Origin of the sequence: Nonomuraea spiralis, from assembly GCF_014648435.1 — a bacterium.
In the GTDB taxonomy this organism is placed as follows: Bacteria; Actinomycetota; Actinomycetes; order Streptosporangiales; family Streptosporangiaceae; genus Nonomuraea; species Nonomuraea spiralis.
In genome coordinates, this window is the sequence record NZ_BMRC01000021.1 from 78,280 (window position 1) to 92,147 (window position 13,868).

Below are 13,868 nucleotides of genomic sequence, written 5' to 3' on the forward strand. Positions count from 1 at the left end.
CGGGGGCGTCGTTCGGGGGGCGTCGTTCGGGAGGCGCTGTTCTTGTGTACGGCGGGTCAGACCTCGGTGGTTATGGCGCGGCGGAGGCCGAGGCCGACCTCTTCCAGGCGGGCCACCGACATGCGGTCCTTGATGGCGGTCACGCTCACCGCCGCCACCGGCGCCGTCTTGCCCATGAAGACCGGCGCCGCCACGCACCGCACCCCGGGCTCGTTCTCCTCCAGGTCGAGCGCGTACCCGCGCTGCCGGACCTGGTCGAGGTGGGTGGCGAGCTTGGCGGGGTTCGTGATCGTGTTACGGGTCCTGGTGGCCAGCGGCCCGTAGCGCTCGGCCCACGCCTTGACCGCCTCGTCCGTCGGGTACGTCCAGGCCAGCAGCGCCTTGCCCACCCCCGTGCAGTGGGCCGCGTTGCGCCCGCCGACCACCGAGGTCATGGTGATCGACCGCACCGCCTCCACCTTGTCCAGGTAGACGACCTCGCCGCCGTCGAGCATCGCCATGTGCACGGTCTCGGAGAACTCCTCGCTGAGCCGCAGCAGCAGCGGCCGGACGAGCGTGCGCAGGTCCATGGACTCGTAGAACCTGAAGGCCGTGGCCAGCAGCTCGGTGCCGAGGAAGTACGGCCCGCTCGGCTCCGGCTGGGCGGCGAAGCCGCGATGCTTCAACGCCCCGAGCAGGCGATGGAGCGAGCTCTTCGGCAGCCCCAGCCTGGTGGCCAGCTCGTCGAGCGTCACCCCCCTGCTGTGCTTTCCGATCTCCTGCAGGATCAGCAGGGCACGATCGACGCTCCCCACAGGGGACTGAGTCTCAGCCACTGAACTCTCCCTCGCCTATTCCGCTGATCGGAATGCTAGCGCGTAATACGGAACATCGCCGCACACGCGGTCAACACAGTGGGTGTCTCAGCGTAGTCAGAACAGCCCTGTGCCAGCACTTCCGTGACCGGGAAAACCTATGCGAGGAAAGGCCCGGCGGCGTTCGCGCGGAACTCGGCGACCGGGATGCGCCGGAAGACAATACTCTCGTACGGCCCGAAGTCCCCGGTCTCGAACAGCAGCCCGACCGTGTCGTCGTCAACCCTGACCAGGTCGGAGTAGGCGGCGGGCAACCCCGAAACGGTGTGCGCGGAACGCCAGGTGACGCCGAGGTCGTCGCTCGCCCGTACGGTCATCAGAGCCCGCGCGTCGGGCGCGGCCGGACCGGAGAACAGCAGCACGCCGGGCGGCTCGCACCACAGAACGCTGCCCTCGACCACCGGCCCGGCCAGCCCGGCCTGCGGACGGAAGGGCAGGTCGAGCCGCTGGCCGCCGTCGGAGGAGCAGGCGTCGGCCCGGGTGCCGGGGGCGGCGGAGTCCGTCCTGGCGTTGAGGTAGAGGCGGCCGTCGGGCAGCTCGGTCGCGGTGGTCTCGTTGACGTTGACGTAGCCGTCGGGATTGTCGTCGACGTACCCGATCCGCCAGGTACGGCCGCCGTCGTCGCTGAGCAGCGCGTGGCCGCCGTTGTACTTGCCCTCGGTGCCGTTGTCGGTGCCGGTGGGCGGCAGGGAGTGGTTGCCGGGCACCACGACGCGCCCGCTCCTGAGCCGGACGGCGTGCCCCGGGCCGGTGGCGTACCAGCGCCACTCGGGACGCCTGACGCTGCCGGTGATCTCGCGCGGAGCCGGCCAGGTGACCCCGTCGTCCGCGCTGACCTGGACGAACACCCGCCGCCCTTCGGCCGCCTGCACCTGACCCCGCCGGATCTTCTCCTCCGTCGCCGACGGCCCCTGCCGGACCGTGACGAGGACGATCCGGCCGTCGTCCAGCACCACGGGCGCGGGGTTGCCCACGGTGCCGCGGCGCGGCTCGGTGGCCACCACCTGGAGAGGACCCCACGTCAGCCCGCCGTCGCCCGACCGCCTGAGCACCAGGTCGATGTGGCCCGAGTCGCCGGCGGACCCGCGCCGCCCCTCGGCGAAGGCCAGCAGCGTCCCCGCCCCGGTCACCACGACCGCCGGGATGCGGAAGGTGTGATAACCCTCGGTCGCCGCCCGGTACACGACCGACGTGGGGTAAGGAGTCATGCCGGCACGCTAGGCCCCGCGGGTTAACGTCCGCCGACATTCGGCGGACGTCTCAGTGCCAGCCCGGCGGCCAGGCACGCCAGCGGCACGGCCGGCACGACGTACCGCACGTCGTACCCGTGCAGGAACGGCGGCGCCAGGACCAGCACGGCGGCGGCCAGGCCGGGCAGCAGCGCGTCCGGCCGCCGCCGCGCCGCCGCCACCGCCAGAGCGCCCCCGAGCAGCACCAGGAGCACCGGGTACGGCAGGTACCCGAAGCGCTGGTAGGCACGCAGCCAGCCCGCGTACGGCTCGACGAGCCGCGTGTCCGCCGGACCGCCCTCGTAGGACTCGGCGGTCCCCCGTACGGAGTCGCGCAGCGGGCGTTCCTCGTAGGGGAACCAGTAGGGGTTGGTCTTTCTGGCCGCGACCGTCCAGGCCGTGGTGCGTTCCCAGCGCAGCAACCACCGCAGGTCGCCTCCGACGGCGGCCAGGTAGTCGCCGGGCTGGGCGAGCACGGCCGCGCGGGCGAAGCGGCCGGCCAGGGCGTTCCGGTCACCGGGGACCCCGGCCAGGGTGGGCCCCCACATCCAGTGCGCGGGAGAGGGCCGCCCGGCCACCGGCGTCCTCGGGCAGAGAGGGGTCAGCTCGGGTTCCGGCCTGATGACCGAGCAGTCGGCGAAGGTCATCGTGCGGGCCCACATGAACAGGCCGTCGGCCCTGGTCAGGCCGAAGGTGCCGCTGGTGGCCCACATCCAGGAGGCGTACCCGAGCAGCGGCGCAGCGCCCGCCAGGACCAGGCACAGCAGCGCGCGCGGCCCGGGACGGCGCAGCAGCAGGCAGGCGGCGGCCACCACGAGCACGGCCACGCCGATCGTGCGGGTGACGGCGGCCAGGCCGAGCAGCGCGCCGCCGACGCCCGCCGTGACCGGGCTGAGCCGCCGCGACAACGCCAGGATCCCGGCCGTGACCAGTACGGTGAACAGCGCGTCCGCCATGATCATGTGTTCCAGCAGGATCAGGAACTCGTCGAGGAGCAGCGGCACGACGGCGGCCGTCGCCCCCCAGCCGGGCAGCCCGCGCCGCCGCAACAGGGCGTAGACGGCAACGGCGAGCCCCAGCCCGAGCGCGTGCTGCACGGCGGCCACCAGCGCCAGGCTCTTCCCCGGCCCGAGCGCGGCCAGGAAGAGCGAGTAACCGAGCGGCCGGAACGTCCCGGGCACGGGATCGCCCGCGGCCCTCAGATAGGAGAACGAGTCCGCCCAGAACCACAACGCCGGCCGGTACCCCACCATCGCCAGCACCCGCAGCACGACGGCGGGCGCCAGCGCGACCAGCAGCGCCCGATGCCGCCTCCAGACGTTTCCGGGCAGCACGAACACAGGAGACGGCGCCGGCACAGGGAGGCTCCTTCGCGAGAGTGCCGAACGGGCTCCCGGACGGCGCGGGCATCTACCCGTTCTTGCCGTCGCGCCGCGAAAGGGTTCACGCCCGTGGCCGTCGCGGTCATCACGGGCAGGGCATGAAAGAGTGCGAATCGAGGACGAATATGGGGAGGCAGCGTGGCTGAGGAGTTCGACGTCATCGTGATCGGAGCCGGTCCGGCGGGCGAGAACGTCGCCGCCAGGGCCGTACGCGGCGGGCTGAGCGCCGCGATCGTCGAGGAACGGCTGGCCGGCGGCGAGTGCTCCTACTGGGCGTGCATCCCCAGCAAGGCGCTGCTGCGCCCGGTCGACCTGGCCGGCGAGGTGTCACGGGTGCCCGGCCTCTCGCTCGGGCCGATCGACGTGGACGCGGTGCTCGCCCGGCGCGACGAGGCGGTGTCCCACTACGACGACTCGGGGCAGGTCGGCTGGATCGGCAGTGTGCCGGCGGAGTTCGTCCGCGGCAGGGGACGGCTCGACGGCGAACGCCGGGTGGTCGTCACGACCGCGGACGGCGGCGAGCGCACGCTCACGGCCAGGCACGCCGTCGTGCTCGCCACCGGCAGCACGGCCGCGGTCCCGCCGGTGCCGGGCATGGCCGAGGCGAAGCCGTGGACCAGCCACGAGGTCACCGCCGCGAAGAAGGTGCCGGAAAGCCTGATCGTGATCGGCGGCGGCGTGGTCGCCTGCGAGATGGCCCAGGCCATGCACGGGCTCGGCGCGCGGCACACGACCGTGCTGGTACGCGGCGGGGGGCTGCTCGGGCGGGTCGAGCCGTTCGCCGGCGAGCTGCTCGCGAAGTCGTTCGCCGAGTCGGGCATCGACGTGCGTACGCACACCGACGTGGTCAGGGTCGAGCGGCCCGAGCCGGGCGGCACGGTGACGGTGCATCTGTCGGAGGGGCAACCGCTGGAGGCCGACGAGCTGCTGGTGGCCACCGGCCGCCGGGTCGCGACCCGCGGGATCGGGCTCGACACGGTCGGCCTGCCCGACGACGCGCCCGTCGAGGTCGACGACAGCATGCGCGCCACCGGCGTGGCGGGCGGCTGGCTCTACGCCGTCGGCGACGTCAACGGCCGCGCGCTGCTCACCCACATGGGCAAGTACCAGGCCCGGATCTGCGGCGACGTGATCGCCGCGCGGGCGCACGGCGACGACCTGCCCGCCATGCGCGACATCGCGGACGGCTTCGGCGCGCCGCAGGTGGTCTTCACCGACCCGCAGGTGTGCGCGGTCGGCCGTACGGAGGCCGAGGCCAGGAAGGCCGGTTTCCGGGTGCGCGCGGTCGAGTACGACCTCGGCTCGGTCTCCGGGGCGTACCTGCTGGGCGACGGCTACCGGGGCCGGGCCAAGGCCGTCGTGGACGAGGACAGGAAGGTGTTGCTGGGCGTCACGTTCGTCGGCCCCGGCGTCGGCGACCTGCTGCACGCCGCCACGATCGCGGTCACCGGCGAGGTGCCGCTCGACCGGCTCTGGCACGCCGTGCCGTCGTTCCCGACGGTGAGCGAGATCTGGCTGCGGCTGCTGGAGACCTACGGGTTGTAGGGGCCCGCGGCGAGCATCAGCTCAGCCACGGTCTCCTCGACGCTGCCGCGCAGCTCCACGTGCGAGAGCAGGTCCGTCAGCCGCAACACCGACAACAGGTGCTCCGACGGGCGGACCAGGATGATCCGGCCACTCGACTCCGCCTCCATCCGCCGCATCGCCACACCCAGCACGCCGATGACCGAGGAGTCGTAGAAGACCAGCTCCGCCAGGTCGAAGACCAGGACGGGCCCGGGCGACCAGTCCCACACCGTGTCGAGGTGGGCGCTGAACCGGACCCGTCCGGAGTGGTCGAGCTCGCCCGCGGCGCGCATGACCGTGCACTGGAGGTGCCGGGTCGTCTCGATGCTCAAACGCCTGCCCACCCTTGGCAACTGCCCTCAGAGCGGCGTTCTCACAGGTGATCTCAGGCTTTCTGCGGCCGCGACGGTCCGGGCTAGTCCGAGATGCCGAACTCCAGGGTCGGCAGGACACCCGGACACGGCTCGATCACCACCAGGAACGGCGAGGCCGTGGGGCTGGGCAGGACGAGCTCGGTGACGTTCCCGTGGACGGTCTGCCCGAAGGGGCCCGCCTCGCCGTCCCTGAGGCTGTAGACCCGTTCCACCTTGGGGGCGGCCGTGCCCAGGAGCTTCCTGGTGGCGTGCCGCAACCAGCGCAGCTCGCTGTTGACCCGCCGCCAGGTGGCCGGGATCATGCTCGCCGCCTCCGCCTTCGTGCCCAGCCGCAACGTGATCCGGCCGCTGGAGCCGAACGTGTCGCGCAACACCGGGTTGACCACGAACATGCCCGACCGCAGGACGCGCACGCCCTGCCGGTTGAGGTTGGCCAGGCCGCCGCCGCTGATCAGGGAGGACAGCTCGCAGCGGGAGCCGTCGAGCGTGTCGGGGTCGTAGTCGACCTCGGGCGGCTCCTCGAACACGATCTTGTCCAGGCGCAGCCCGGCCACCCCGTCGGCCTGGACGCGACCGGCGAGCACCGCGCGCACCTCGTCGCAGACGCCGTCGCCCTCCATGACGTCCAGGGCCTCGACGCAGATGAGCCCGTCGTCGGGGATCTCGTCGGGCGTCAGGTCGAAGGCCACGCGGGCGTGCGGGTTGCGTCCGCGCAGCAGTACGCACTGGCGCAGGCGTCCCTGGGAACGGATCTGGATGAACCGGGGCAACGCGAGGTCGGGACCGGTGTTGCCGTTGTGCCAGCCGCTGGCCGACCGCTCGTCCATCGACAACGACATCTGCACCCGCAGCGGCCGCCCCTGCGCGGACACCTTGAAGCCGACCAGCCCGGAGGTCTCGAACCTGCCCACGATCTGGCTGCCCCGATGCAGCCGGTCGGTCACCTGCAACGCGGGGAAGTGCCCGCTCAGCACGTGGACGGGCGGGATCGCGGGCAGGATCACCGGGTCGAGCTCGGTGCTGGGTCCTGTTCCGGTCATCGGGCGCTCCTCGCGGGGGTCAGTGTGGTCCTTGTCAGGTCCTGGAAGTCGAATCGGGTGAGTACGGGGTCGCGGCGTTCCCACATGCGGCGCACCGCGTCGAAGAGTGGGTCGCCGTCGCGCTCCGCGTGCCGCAGCGCGACCGTGAGGGCACGCGGGTAGTCGGGGCCGAGCTCCCAGCGCGGCAGGATCTGGGTCGGCACGTCGGCGGCGCAGCGGCGCAGCCACAACCACAGGCGGGCGCGTTCGCGCTGCTCCGAGCCGAGGATCGTCTCGCCCTTGCCGTGCGTGGCGACCGCCTCGCCGAGCCGGTCACGCAGTTCCTCGGGCGTGCGCACGACGTGCGTGGCCCCGCAGGCGGCGCCCTCCGACCAGCCGGCCTGCACGACCGGCACGCCGAAGGCGGGCAGATCGCTGCCGCCGAACGTGACCGCGACGTCGGTCATGCTCCAGAGGATGTTCGCCGACAGCGCGCCCGATCGGAGGCGGTCGAGGAACAGCCAGTTGGCCGACTCGTCGGCGGCGGCGTACCGCTCGGTCTCCTCGAACAGCTCGGTGTCGCGGCCCGGCATGTGGCCGAACACCGTGATCGTGGGCCGGCCGGCGTCGAGGCGGAGCCTGGAGCAGCCGTAGAGGCGGAGCTGGCGGCGTTCGGTGTCGGTGCGGACCTGGTAGCCCTCCTTGGCCCGCCAGGCCGTACGCTCGGCGCTCGGCGCGATCGTCTCCCTGTTGGGCCAGACCCACTGGTCGAAGAACTCCGCGACCCGGCCGGGCAGGTCCTCCCCGAAGGAGCCGGGGCTCTGCCCGGGGAACAGCGCGTACGCCCGAAGCGCCCCCGTGCCGTGCACGTGCACCACCGGGATGTCGGTACGCACGCACCGGTCCATCCGGCTGGTGACCAGCGCGTCGGGCGGCCCCAGATCGGCGGCGGCGCCGAACGCCTCCGCCAGCGGCCGCCACCGCGGGTCGGTGAGCACGACCAGCCGGGCCGACAGCAGCCCGCACACGGCCTTGGCCACCATGACCGTACGCACCACCACCCGGACGTCCTCGTCGAACGCCTCGGCCACGACGCAGCCCGCGTCGCCGGCACCGTCCCCCCAGTGATCCCTGGCGGCCGAGACCAGCTGATCGACGTGTTCGTCGTCCACGACACGACGCATGAAACCCTCCACCGAGGCCAGGAAGAATCGCCCCGGCAGACGTTGCCAGACCCTCGCGCGCGCACCCGCGCGACAACACGCTTCTTTGCCCGGCGCTGGCCGAATCTCAGCCGGCCGCCACCTGGTCGATGACGAAACGGCTGTTGGGTATGGCCGGGGCCCGCCAGGGCGGCATGCGCAGGTCCTGGGCGGGCACCCGGTACGTCATCCAGCGGGTCAGCGCGGTCACCGCCAGCTTCATCAGGTCGATCGTGAGCCACTCGCCGGGGCAGCGGTGCCCTTCGTAGTGGTCGCCGCCGCCCTGGGGCACGAAGTCGTACTCGCCGCCGTCCCATTCGGCGAACCGTTCGGGGCGGAACTCGTCCGGGCGGTCCCACAGGCGCGGGTCGTGGTCGATGCCGTGCAGGTCGAGCAGGGTACGGCGGCCCTCGGGGAAGTGCTCGCCGTGCCAGGTGAAGGGTCTGGCCACCTTGGCGGCGACGAACGGGAAGAACGGGTAGAACCGGCGTACCTCCTGGACGAAGTGCTCGACGAACGGCTCGTCGCCCTCGCGGATGCGCTCGTAGTGCTCGGGATTGGCGTGCAGGGCCATGGCCGCGAACGTCACGAACCTGGCCACCGCCACCGTGGGCCGCAGCACGTTGTGCAGTTCGACGGCCGCGGTCCTGACCGGGAGCAGGGCGCCGCCGGGGTCCCGATAGCGGGCGATCAGGCCGGTCACCGTGTCGTCGAAGCGGCGGGGGTTGTCGCGGGCGCAGCGGATCAGGCCGGACAACCACAGGTCGCCCTTGATCCTGGCGTACCGGCCGCGCAGGTAGCGGGCGCCGAGCCCGCCCGCGCCCTCGATGGCCGCCTGGATGGTGGCGGTCACGGCGGGCACCCGCGCGGGCGGCAGCGGCACGCCGGTCCATTCGCCCGCCGCCTGGCACAGCAGCCTGCTGACCTCCTCGTACAGGACGACCTGCGGCATGCGCTCCCACTGGCTGATGCGCTCGCGCCAGTGCCGGCCGGCCAGCTCCGTCAGCCGGTCGCGGCCCTCCCTGCCCATCAGCGACATGAACATCGCCTTGCGGGCCAGGTGGATCTCGCCGTCGAGCGCCTGGACGCCGTTCCTGCCGAACAGGGTCACCTGGAGTCGCCGGGGCGCGGCGCCGTGCCGGACGAACAGCTCGGGGTCGTAGAACAGCTCGGCGGCCTCGGCGCCCGTCATGCAGACGGTCCGCCGGAGCATGAGCCGCGTCTCGAAGACGTCGGAGCCGAGCCGCCGCGCCCGGTCCCCGATGAAGCGGTACGGGTCGAGCAGCAGCGGCAGGGTCTCGTCCAGGACCGGCCCCTTGCGGGGAGCGGCGACCGGCTCACGGACCCGCGCCCGCTCGCGTGGCATCACTCGGTGAGTAGTCATGACCTGGCCCTATCCCCACAGACCCGCAGGAAACGATTTCGTCGGGAAGGGCACCGAACCAAAGCCCCTGCCAGGGCGTCTCATTCGGGTAGAGGCATCCACCCGCGGGCCGCGCGCTTCGTCTTTTTACCGAGAGCAGGTCATGGCCGGGTTTAGGATGCAGCCAAAAGCCAAATAGGGAGGTTTTTCCGCATGGGTTCCCGAATGTCGAGCATCGTGCGCCTGACCGGGGCTGCGATGGCCGCGGGAGTGGTGACCGCCGCCATCGCGTTGCCGGCGGTCGGTGGCACCGGAGCGATGTTCGTCTCGGCATCGGAGGAACTGAACATCAAGCCCGAGGACCTCAAGGAACCGCCTCTCGCCGAGAAGACGACGGTCCTCGACGCCAAGGGCAACCAGATCGCGCAGTTCTACGAGGAGTACCGCGAGAACGTCGCCCTCGACCAGGTGGCCGAGATCATGAAGACGGCCATCATCTCCATCGAGGACTACCGCTACTACGAGCACGGTGCGATCGACATCGAAGGCACCATGCGGGCCCTCGCCAAGAACCTCAGCTCGGGCGGCGTCGCCCAGGGCGGCTCCTCCATCACCCAGCAGTACGTCAAGCAGGTGCTGTTCAACTCCGCCGCCACCAAGAAGGAGAAGAACGCGGCCCTTGAGGCCAGCTACGCGCGCAAGCTCAAGGAGCTGCGCTACGCGATGGCGGTCGAGGACAAGTACACCAAGGACGAGATCCTCGGCAAATACCTCAACATCGCCTACTTCGGCGCCAGCGCGTACGGAGTCGAGGCGGCGGCCAAGCGCTTCTTCGGCGTGTCGGCCTCCCAGCTGACGCTGGCCCAGGCGGCCACGCTGGCCGGCGCCGTCCAGGACCCGAACAGCACCGACCCCAACCTGGGCAAGAAGGCCAGCGCGCGGCTGCTCGAACGGCGCAACGTGGTGCTCGACCGGATGCTCGAACTCAAGAAGATCACGCAGGCGCAGCACGACGAGGCCAAGGCCCAGAAGCTCGGCTACAAGGGCACCGCGCTGCCCGGCGGCTGCGGCGCCAGCCCGTACCCGTACTTCTGCATGTACGTGCGCAACGAGATCCTCAGCAACCCGGCCTTCGGCAAGACCAGCAAGACCCGCGCCCAGTTCCTCAACCGGGGTGGCCTGAAGATCCAGACCACGATCGACCCGAAGATGCAGGAAGCGGCCGAGCAGGCCATCAAGAAGCACGTCTACGCCTCCGACAACCCGGTGGCCTCCGAGGCGCTGATCAAGCCGGGCACGGGCGAGATCAAGGCCATGGCCGCCAGCCGCAAGTACGGCAACTCCAGGCGCAAGCACGAGATGTCGTTCAACGTGGTGGCCGACGCGCAGCACGGCGGCGGCATCGGCTTCCAGGCCGGTTCGACGTTCAAGACGTTCACGCTGCTCACCGCGCTCAAGCAGGGCATGAAGATCAACGACGGCTTCAGCGTGGGCAGCGGCTACACCGCCCCCAACTACTGGGCGTTCAAGAACTGCAAGGGCCAGAACGTTGGCGACCCGAGCCACACCGTCACCAACGACGAGGGCGGCGGCGGCTTCAAGTCGCTGGCCACCGGCACCTGGGGCTCGGTGAACACGTTCTTCATGACGCTGGAGCAGAAGGTCGGCCTCTGCAAGGTGGTCGAGACCGCCAAGTCGCTCGGCATCAAGCGCTCCGACGGCAACAAGCTCCAGGAGTTCGAGACGTTCACGCTCGGCATCAACGAGATGGACCCGGTGACCGTGGCCACGGCCTACGCGGCGATCGGCGCGCGCGGCAAGTACTGCCCGCCGACGGCCATCACCAAGATCACCGACCGCAACGGCAAGGTGACCGAGTACAAGCCCAAGTGCACGCAGGCGTTCGACCCCGAGGTGGCCGACGCGGCGGCGAACATCCTGTCCGGCGTCTTCACCAAGGGCACGATGCGCGGGGTCGGCGGCATCGGCCGCCCGGCGGCCGGCAAGACCGGCACCACCGACGACCAGGCCACCGCCTGGTTCGCCGGGTTCACCCCCGACCTGGCCGGCGCGGTCAGCATCGGCGACCCGCGCGGCTCGACGACCCACAAGCTGAACAGCATCACCATCGGCGGCCAGTACTACCCCTCGGTCTTCGGCGCCTCGATCCCCGGCCCGATCTGGAACGCCACCATGAAGGCCGCGCTCAAGGACACCCCGGCGACGGCCTTCACCCCGGTCGACTCCTCCCGCTTCGGCGGCTGCGGCCAGAGCTGCGCGCCCCGCAGGCAGGAGCCCGACGAGGACAGGGGCCAGGGCCTCAACGACGTCAACCCCGACGGCGACTTCGGGCCCGGCCAGGGCTACCAGAACGGCAACGGCAACGGCCACGGGCGCGGCAGGGGCCGTCGCTAGAGAAGGACGTTCGGGGGGTATCCGGCGGGTCGCGGATACCCCCTATCGGCCGGAAAATATGGCGTGATCCACATCCGGCTCAAAAACCTCTGACGGTAACCAGCGCCCCTACCTGAGCAGATTCGGAGCGGGTCCGCACACCCGGACGCACTCCCTGCAAAGGCCCTATTAACAGCGGCGAAACATTGGTAACGTGGGAGCGCTCCCAGGATCTTTCCGCGAGGTGCTCCATGACCGAGCAGCCCACACTGGCACAGGTGGCGGCCGCTGCAGGGGTTTCCCCCGCGACCGCATCTCGAGTCCTCACGGGCTCCGTGCGGGTCAGTACCTCGACCCGCCGGCAAGTCTACGACGCCGTCTCCCGCATGGGCTACGTCCGACAACGCGCGCCCAGGGGAAGTGCCGCCAAGACGCTGACGGACGGCGTCACGGCGGTGATCTGCGACCATCTCCCCCGCCTGTTCTCCGAGCCCTACTACGCGCGGCTCCTGTCCGCCGCGGGCGCGGTGATCGCCGAGCACGGCACCCACCTGCTGGTGACCACCGTGACGCCCACCTCCTCCACGCTCCCCGCGCTGTCGGGCGCCGTCCTCATCGTCGGCGCGAGAGAGCGCCATCCGCTGGCCATCAAGCTGTCCACCTCGGGCATCCCGGTCCGCAACATCGGCCGCCCGCCCCACGACCTCAAACTCCCCTACGCCGACGTGGACAACCTCGACGGCGGCCGGCAGGCGGCCGAGCACCTGCTGTTACAGGGCCGCAGGAACGTGGCCGCCATCGGCGGCCCGCCCTCCCTGCCCGCCGCCCGCGACCGGCTCGAAGGGCTCGTACGCACTTTGCAGACGGCCGGCGCCCCCGACGTGCCCGTGGCGTACGGCGACTTCACCGCGGCCTCGGGCACGCACGCCATGCAATGGCTCTTACGCCACGCGCCGGGCCTCGACGCCGTCTTCGTCGCCTCCGACCTGATGGCGGCCGGCGCGATCCAGGCCCTTCGCCGGGCCGGCCGCAAGGTCCCCTCGGACGTCGCCGTGATCGGCTTCGACGACGCGCCCGTGGCCCGGCACACCGTCCCCGCGCTGACCACCATCCGCCAGCCCGTCGAGGAGCTCGCCACGGTCGCCACCCGCCTCCTCCTGACGGGGGCGACGGGGATCGACCCCGTCCTCCCCACGGAACTGGTCATCCGTGAGTCAGCTTGAGCCGGGGGACGTGCTGGCCCGGCGGTACCTGCTGCTGGACCCGCTGGCCCACGGCGGCATGTCGGTCATCTGGCGTGCCTTCGACCAGTCACTGCACCGGCTGGTCGCGGTCAAGGTGCTGACCGCCTCGCTGCACACCGACCACGGCGAACGCGTCCGGGTCCGCAGCGAGGCCCGCGCCGCAGCCCGGTTCATCCACCGGGACTCGATCGAGATCTACGACTACGGCGAGACCGTCACCGCGAAGGGCGGCGTGGCCGCGTACGTGGTGATGCCCCTGCTCGACGGCACCCCGCTGGCCGAGCGCATCGCCGAGGGGCCGCTGCCGTGGACCGAGGCGGCGGCCATCGCCCTGCGCCTGGCCCGCGTGCTGATGGCCGGGCACGCCCGCGGCCTGGTGCACCGGGACGTCACCGCCGAGAACGTGTTGCTCACCGCCGACGGCCCGAAGCTGCTCGACTTCGGCATCGCGGCCTGGGCCGGCGACCCCGACGACGACCGCGGCACCCCTCCATACGTCGCCCCCGAACGCCTCCTCGGCGCCCCCACCCACCCGGCCGTGGACGTGTACGCCCTGGGCGTGCTGCTGTTCGCCATGATCACCGGGCGCACGCCGTACCCGGAGACCACGTGGGAGGAGATCGAGGCCGCGCGCCGGACCGATCCCCCGCCCCGGGTGACCGGCGTGCCGCACGGCGTCGCCTCGCTCTGCCAGAGCTGCCTGGCGCACCTGCCCGACGAGCGGCCCACGGCCGAGGAGATCGTCGTCTCGCTGACCTCGGCGCTCGGCACGGCCGGGATCGCCCGGCAGGTACGGCGCGGGCTCACGGTCGCGGGGTCGGCGATGCTGGCGCTCTCCGTGTTGCTGTGGTTCCAGCGGCCGGAGCCGGAGCCCGTGTTGTCGCCGCAGGTCACGCCGCCCTCCTCGGCGCCGGCGTCGGCCCGGGTGATGGAGAGCTCGCCGGCCGTCCCGGTCACCGTCGAGCAGGCGGTGGACGGCTTCCACGACTCCCTCGAAGCCGGCAGGACGTGCGACGCGACCGACGCGGACGTGGTCCTCGACCTCAAGCAGGTGCTCGACCACCTGGTACGCGGCTCGGCGGTCACCGACACGGCCGAGCTGCGGCGCAAGGTCGCCGACCGGGCCCGGGAGGGCCGCCTCGCCCCCGCCTGCCGCGCCGAGCTGCTGGCCAAGCTCACGGTGATCGACCGGGCCATGAAGCCCGACTGAGGGGTACGACGGCCTCCCGTACCCCTCATGA

11 protein-coding genes are annotated in these 13,868 nt (G+C 71.6%); 4 read left to right on the forward strand and 7 right to left on the reverse strand.

Translation table 11 applies throughout. The features are described from left to right. Positions 1 to 56: 56 nt before the first annotated feature. From IEZ27_RS37905 to IEZ27_RS37915, 3 genes are all read right to left on the reverse strand, one after another. Positions 57 to 815 carry an IclR family transcriptional regulator gene (locus tag IEZ27_RS37905; RefSeq protein ID WP_125641468.1) on the reverse strand — a complete coding sequence of 253 codons (759 nt, stop codon included), beginning with the start codon at positions 813 to 815 and terminating at the stop codon, positions 57 to 59. 137 nt (positions 816 to 952) lie between these two features. Continuing rightward, entirely contained in the window at positions 953 to 2,062 is a 1,110-nt protein-coding gene (locus IEZ27_RS37910) for a sialidase family protein (protein ID WP_189651690.1), read from the reverse strand. Positions 2,063 to 2,085: 23 nt separating this feature from the next. After that, entirely contained in the window at positions 2,086 to 3,417 is a 1,332-nt protein-coding gene (locus IEZ27_RS37915) for a hypothetical protein (protein WP_189651691.1), read from the reverse strand. A 186-nt stretch (positions 3,418 to 3,603) separates the two neighbouring features. Between IEZ27_RS37915 and IEZ27_RS37920 the strand changes: the two genes are divergently transcribed. Continuing rightward, positions 3,604 to 5,010 carry a dihydrolipoyl dehydrogenase family protein gene (locus IEZ27_RS37920; RefSeq protein WP_189651692.1) on the forward strand — a complete coding sequence of 469 codons (1,407 nt, stop codon included), beginning with the start codon at positions 3,604 to 3,606 and terminating at the stop codon, positions 5,008 to 5,010. On the opposite strand, the gene IEZ27_RS37925 is transcribed toward IEZ27_RS37920, so the two are convergent. From IEZ27_RS37925 to IEZ27_RS37940, 4 genes are all read right to left on the reverse strand, one after another. After that, positions 4,998 to 5,363, reverse strand: coding sequence for an STAS domain-containing protein (locus IEZ27_RS37925; RefSeq protein WP_125641480.1), 366 nt, complete (start codon positions 5,361 to 5,363; stop codon positions 4,998 to 5,000). The two genes, IEZ27_RS37920 and IEZ27_RS37925, sit on opposite strands and share 13 nt — an antisense overlap. A gap of 83 nt (positions 5,364 to 5,446) precedes the next feature. Then, a complete protein-coding gene (locus tag IEZ27_RS37930) occupies positions 5,447 to 6,445 on the reverse strand; it encodes a hypothetical protein (protein WP_189651693.1) in 999 nt (332 codons plus the stop codon). Beyond that, positions 6,442 to 7,608 carry a hypothetical protein gene (locus IEZ27_RS37935; protein ID WP_189651694.1) on the reverse strand — a complete coding sequence of 389 codons (1,167 nt, stop codon included), beginning with the start codon at positions 7,606 to 7,608 and terminating at the stop codon, positions 6,442 to 6,444. Before IEZ27_RS37935 ends, IEZ27_RS37930 begins: the two co-directional genes overlap by 4 nt. A gap of 106 nt (positions 7,609 to 7,714) precedes the next feature. Next, complete coding sequence (locus IEZ27_RS37940; protein WP_189651695.1) at positions 7,715 to 9,010, reverse strand: cytochrome P450; 1,296 nt, start codon at positions 9,008 to 9,010, stop codon at positions 7,715 to 7,717. 204 nt (positions 9,011 to 9,214) lie between these two features. Here IEZ27_RS37940 and IEZ27_RS37945 point away from each other — a divergent pair, with 204 nt between their 5' ends. The 3 genes from IEZ27_RS37945 (at position 9,215) to IEZ27_RS37955 (ending at position 13,837) form a co-directional block, all read left to right on the forward strand. Further along, positions 9,215 to 11,404, forward strand: coding sequence for a transglycosylase domain-containing protein (locus IEZ27_RS37945; RefSeq protein WP_189651752.1), 2,190 nt, complete (start codon positions 9,215 to 9,217; stop codon positions 11,402 to 11,404). Between the two features lie 230 nt (positions 11,405 to 11,634). Continuing rightward, the gene (locus IEZ27_RS37950) at positions 11,635 to 12,606 is read left to right on the forward strand and encodes a LacI family DNA-binding transcriptional regulator (RefSeq protein ID WP_189651696.1); all 972 of its coding nucleotides are present in this window, start codon (positions 11,635 to 11,637) and stop codon (positions 12,604 to 12,606) included. Next, positions 12,593 to 13,837, forward strand: a complete 1,245-nt coding sequence (locus tag IEZ27_RS37955) for a serine/threonine-protein kinase (RefSeq protein WP_189651697.1) — start codon at positions 12,593 to 12,595, stop codon at positions 13,835 to 13,837. Before IEZ27_RS37950 ends, IEZ27_RS37955 begins: the two co-directional genes overlap by 14 nt. Positions 13,838 to 13,868 lie beyond the last annotated feature (31 nt).

Coding starts and splice junctions, on each gene's coding strand:
- IEZ27_RS37935 (WP_189651694.1), bottom strand. CDS start 7,608: ATGCGTCGTGTCGTGGACGACGAACACGTCGATCAGCTGGTCTCGGCC.
- IEZ27_RS37930 (WP_189651693.1), bottom strand. CDS start 6,445: ATGACCGGAACAGGACCCAGCACCGAGCTCGACCCGGTGATCCTGCCC.
- IEZ27_RS37940 (WP_189651695.1), bottom strand. CDS start 9,010: ATGACTACTCACCGAGTGATGCCACGCGAGCGGGCGCGGGTCCGTGAG.
- IEZ27_RS37945 (WP_189651752.1), top strand. CDS start 9,215: ATGTCGAGCATCGTGCGCCTGACCGGGGCTGCGATGGCCGCGGGAGTG.
- IEZ27_RS37910 (WP_189651690.1), bottom strand. CDS start 2,062: ATGACTCCTTACCCCACGTCGGTCGTGTACCGGGCGGCGACCGAGGGT.
- IEZ27_RS37950 (WP_189651696.1), top strand. CDS start 11,635: ATGACCGAGCAGCCCACACTGGCACAGGTGGCGGCCGCTGCAGGGGTT.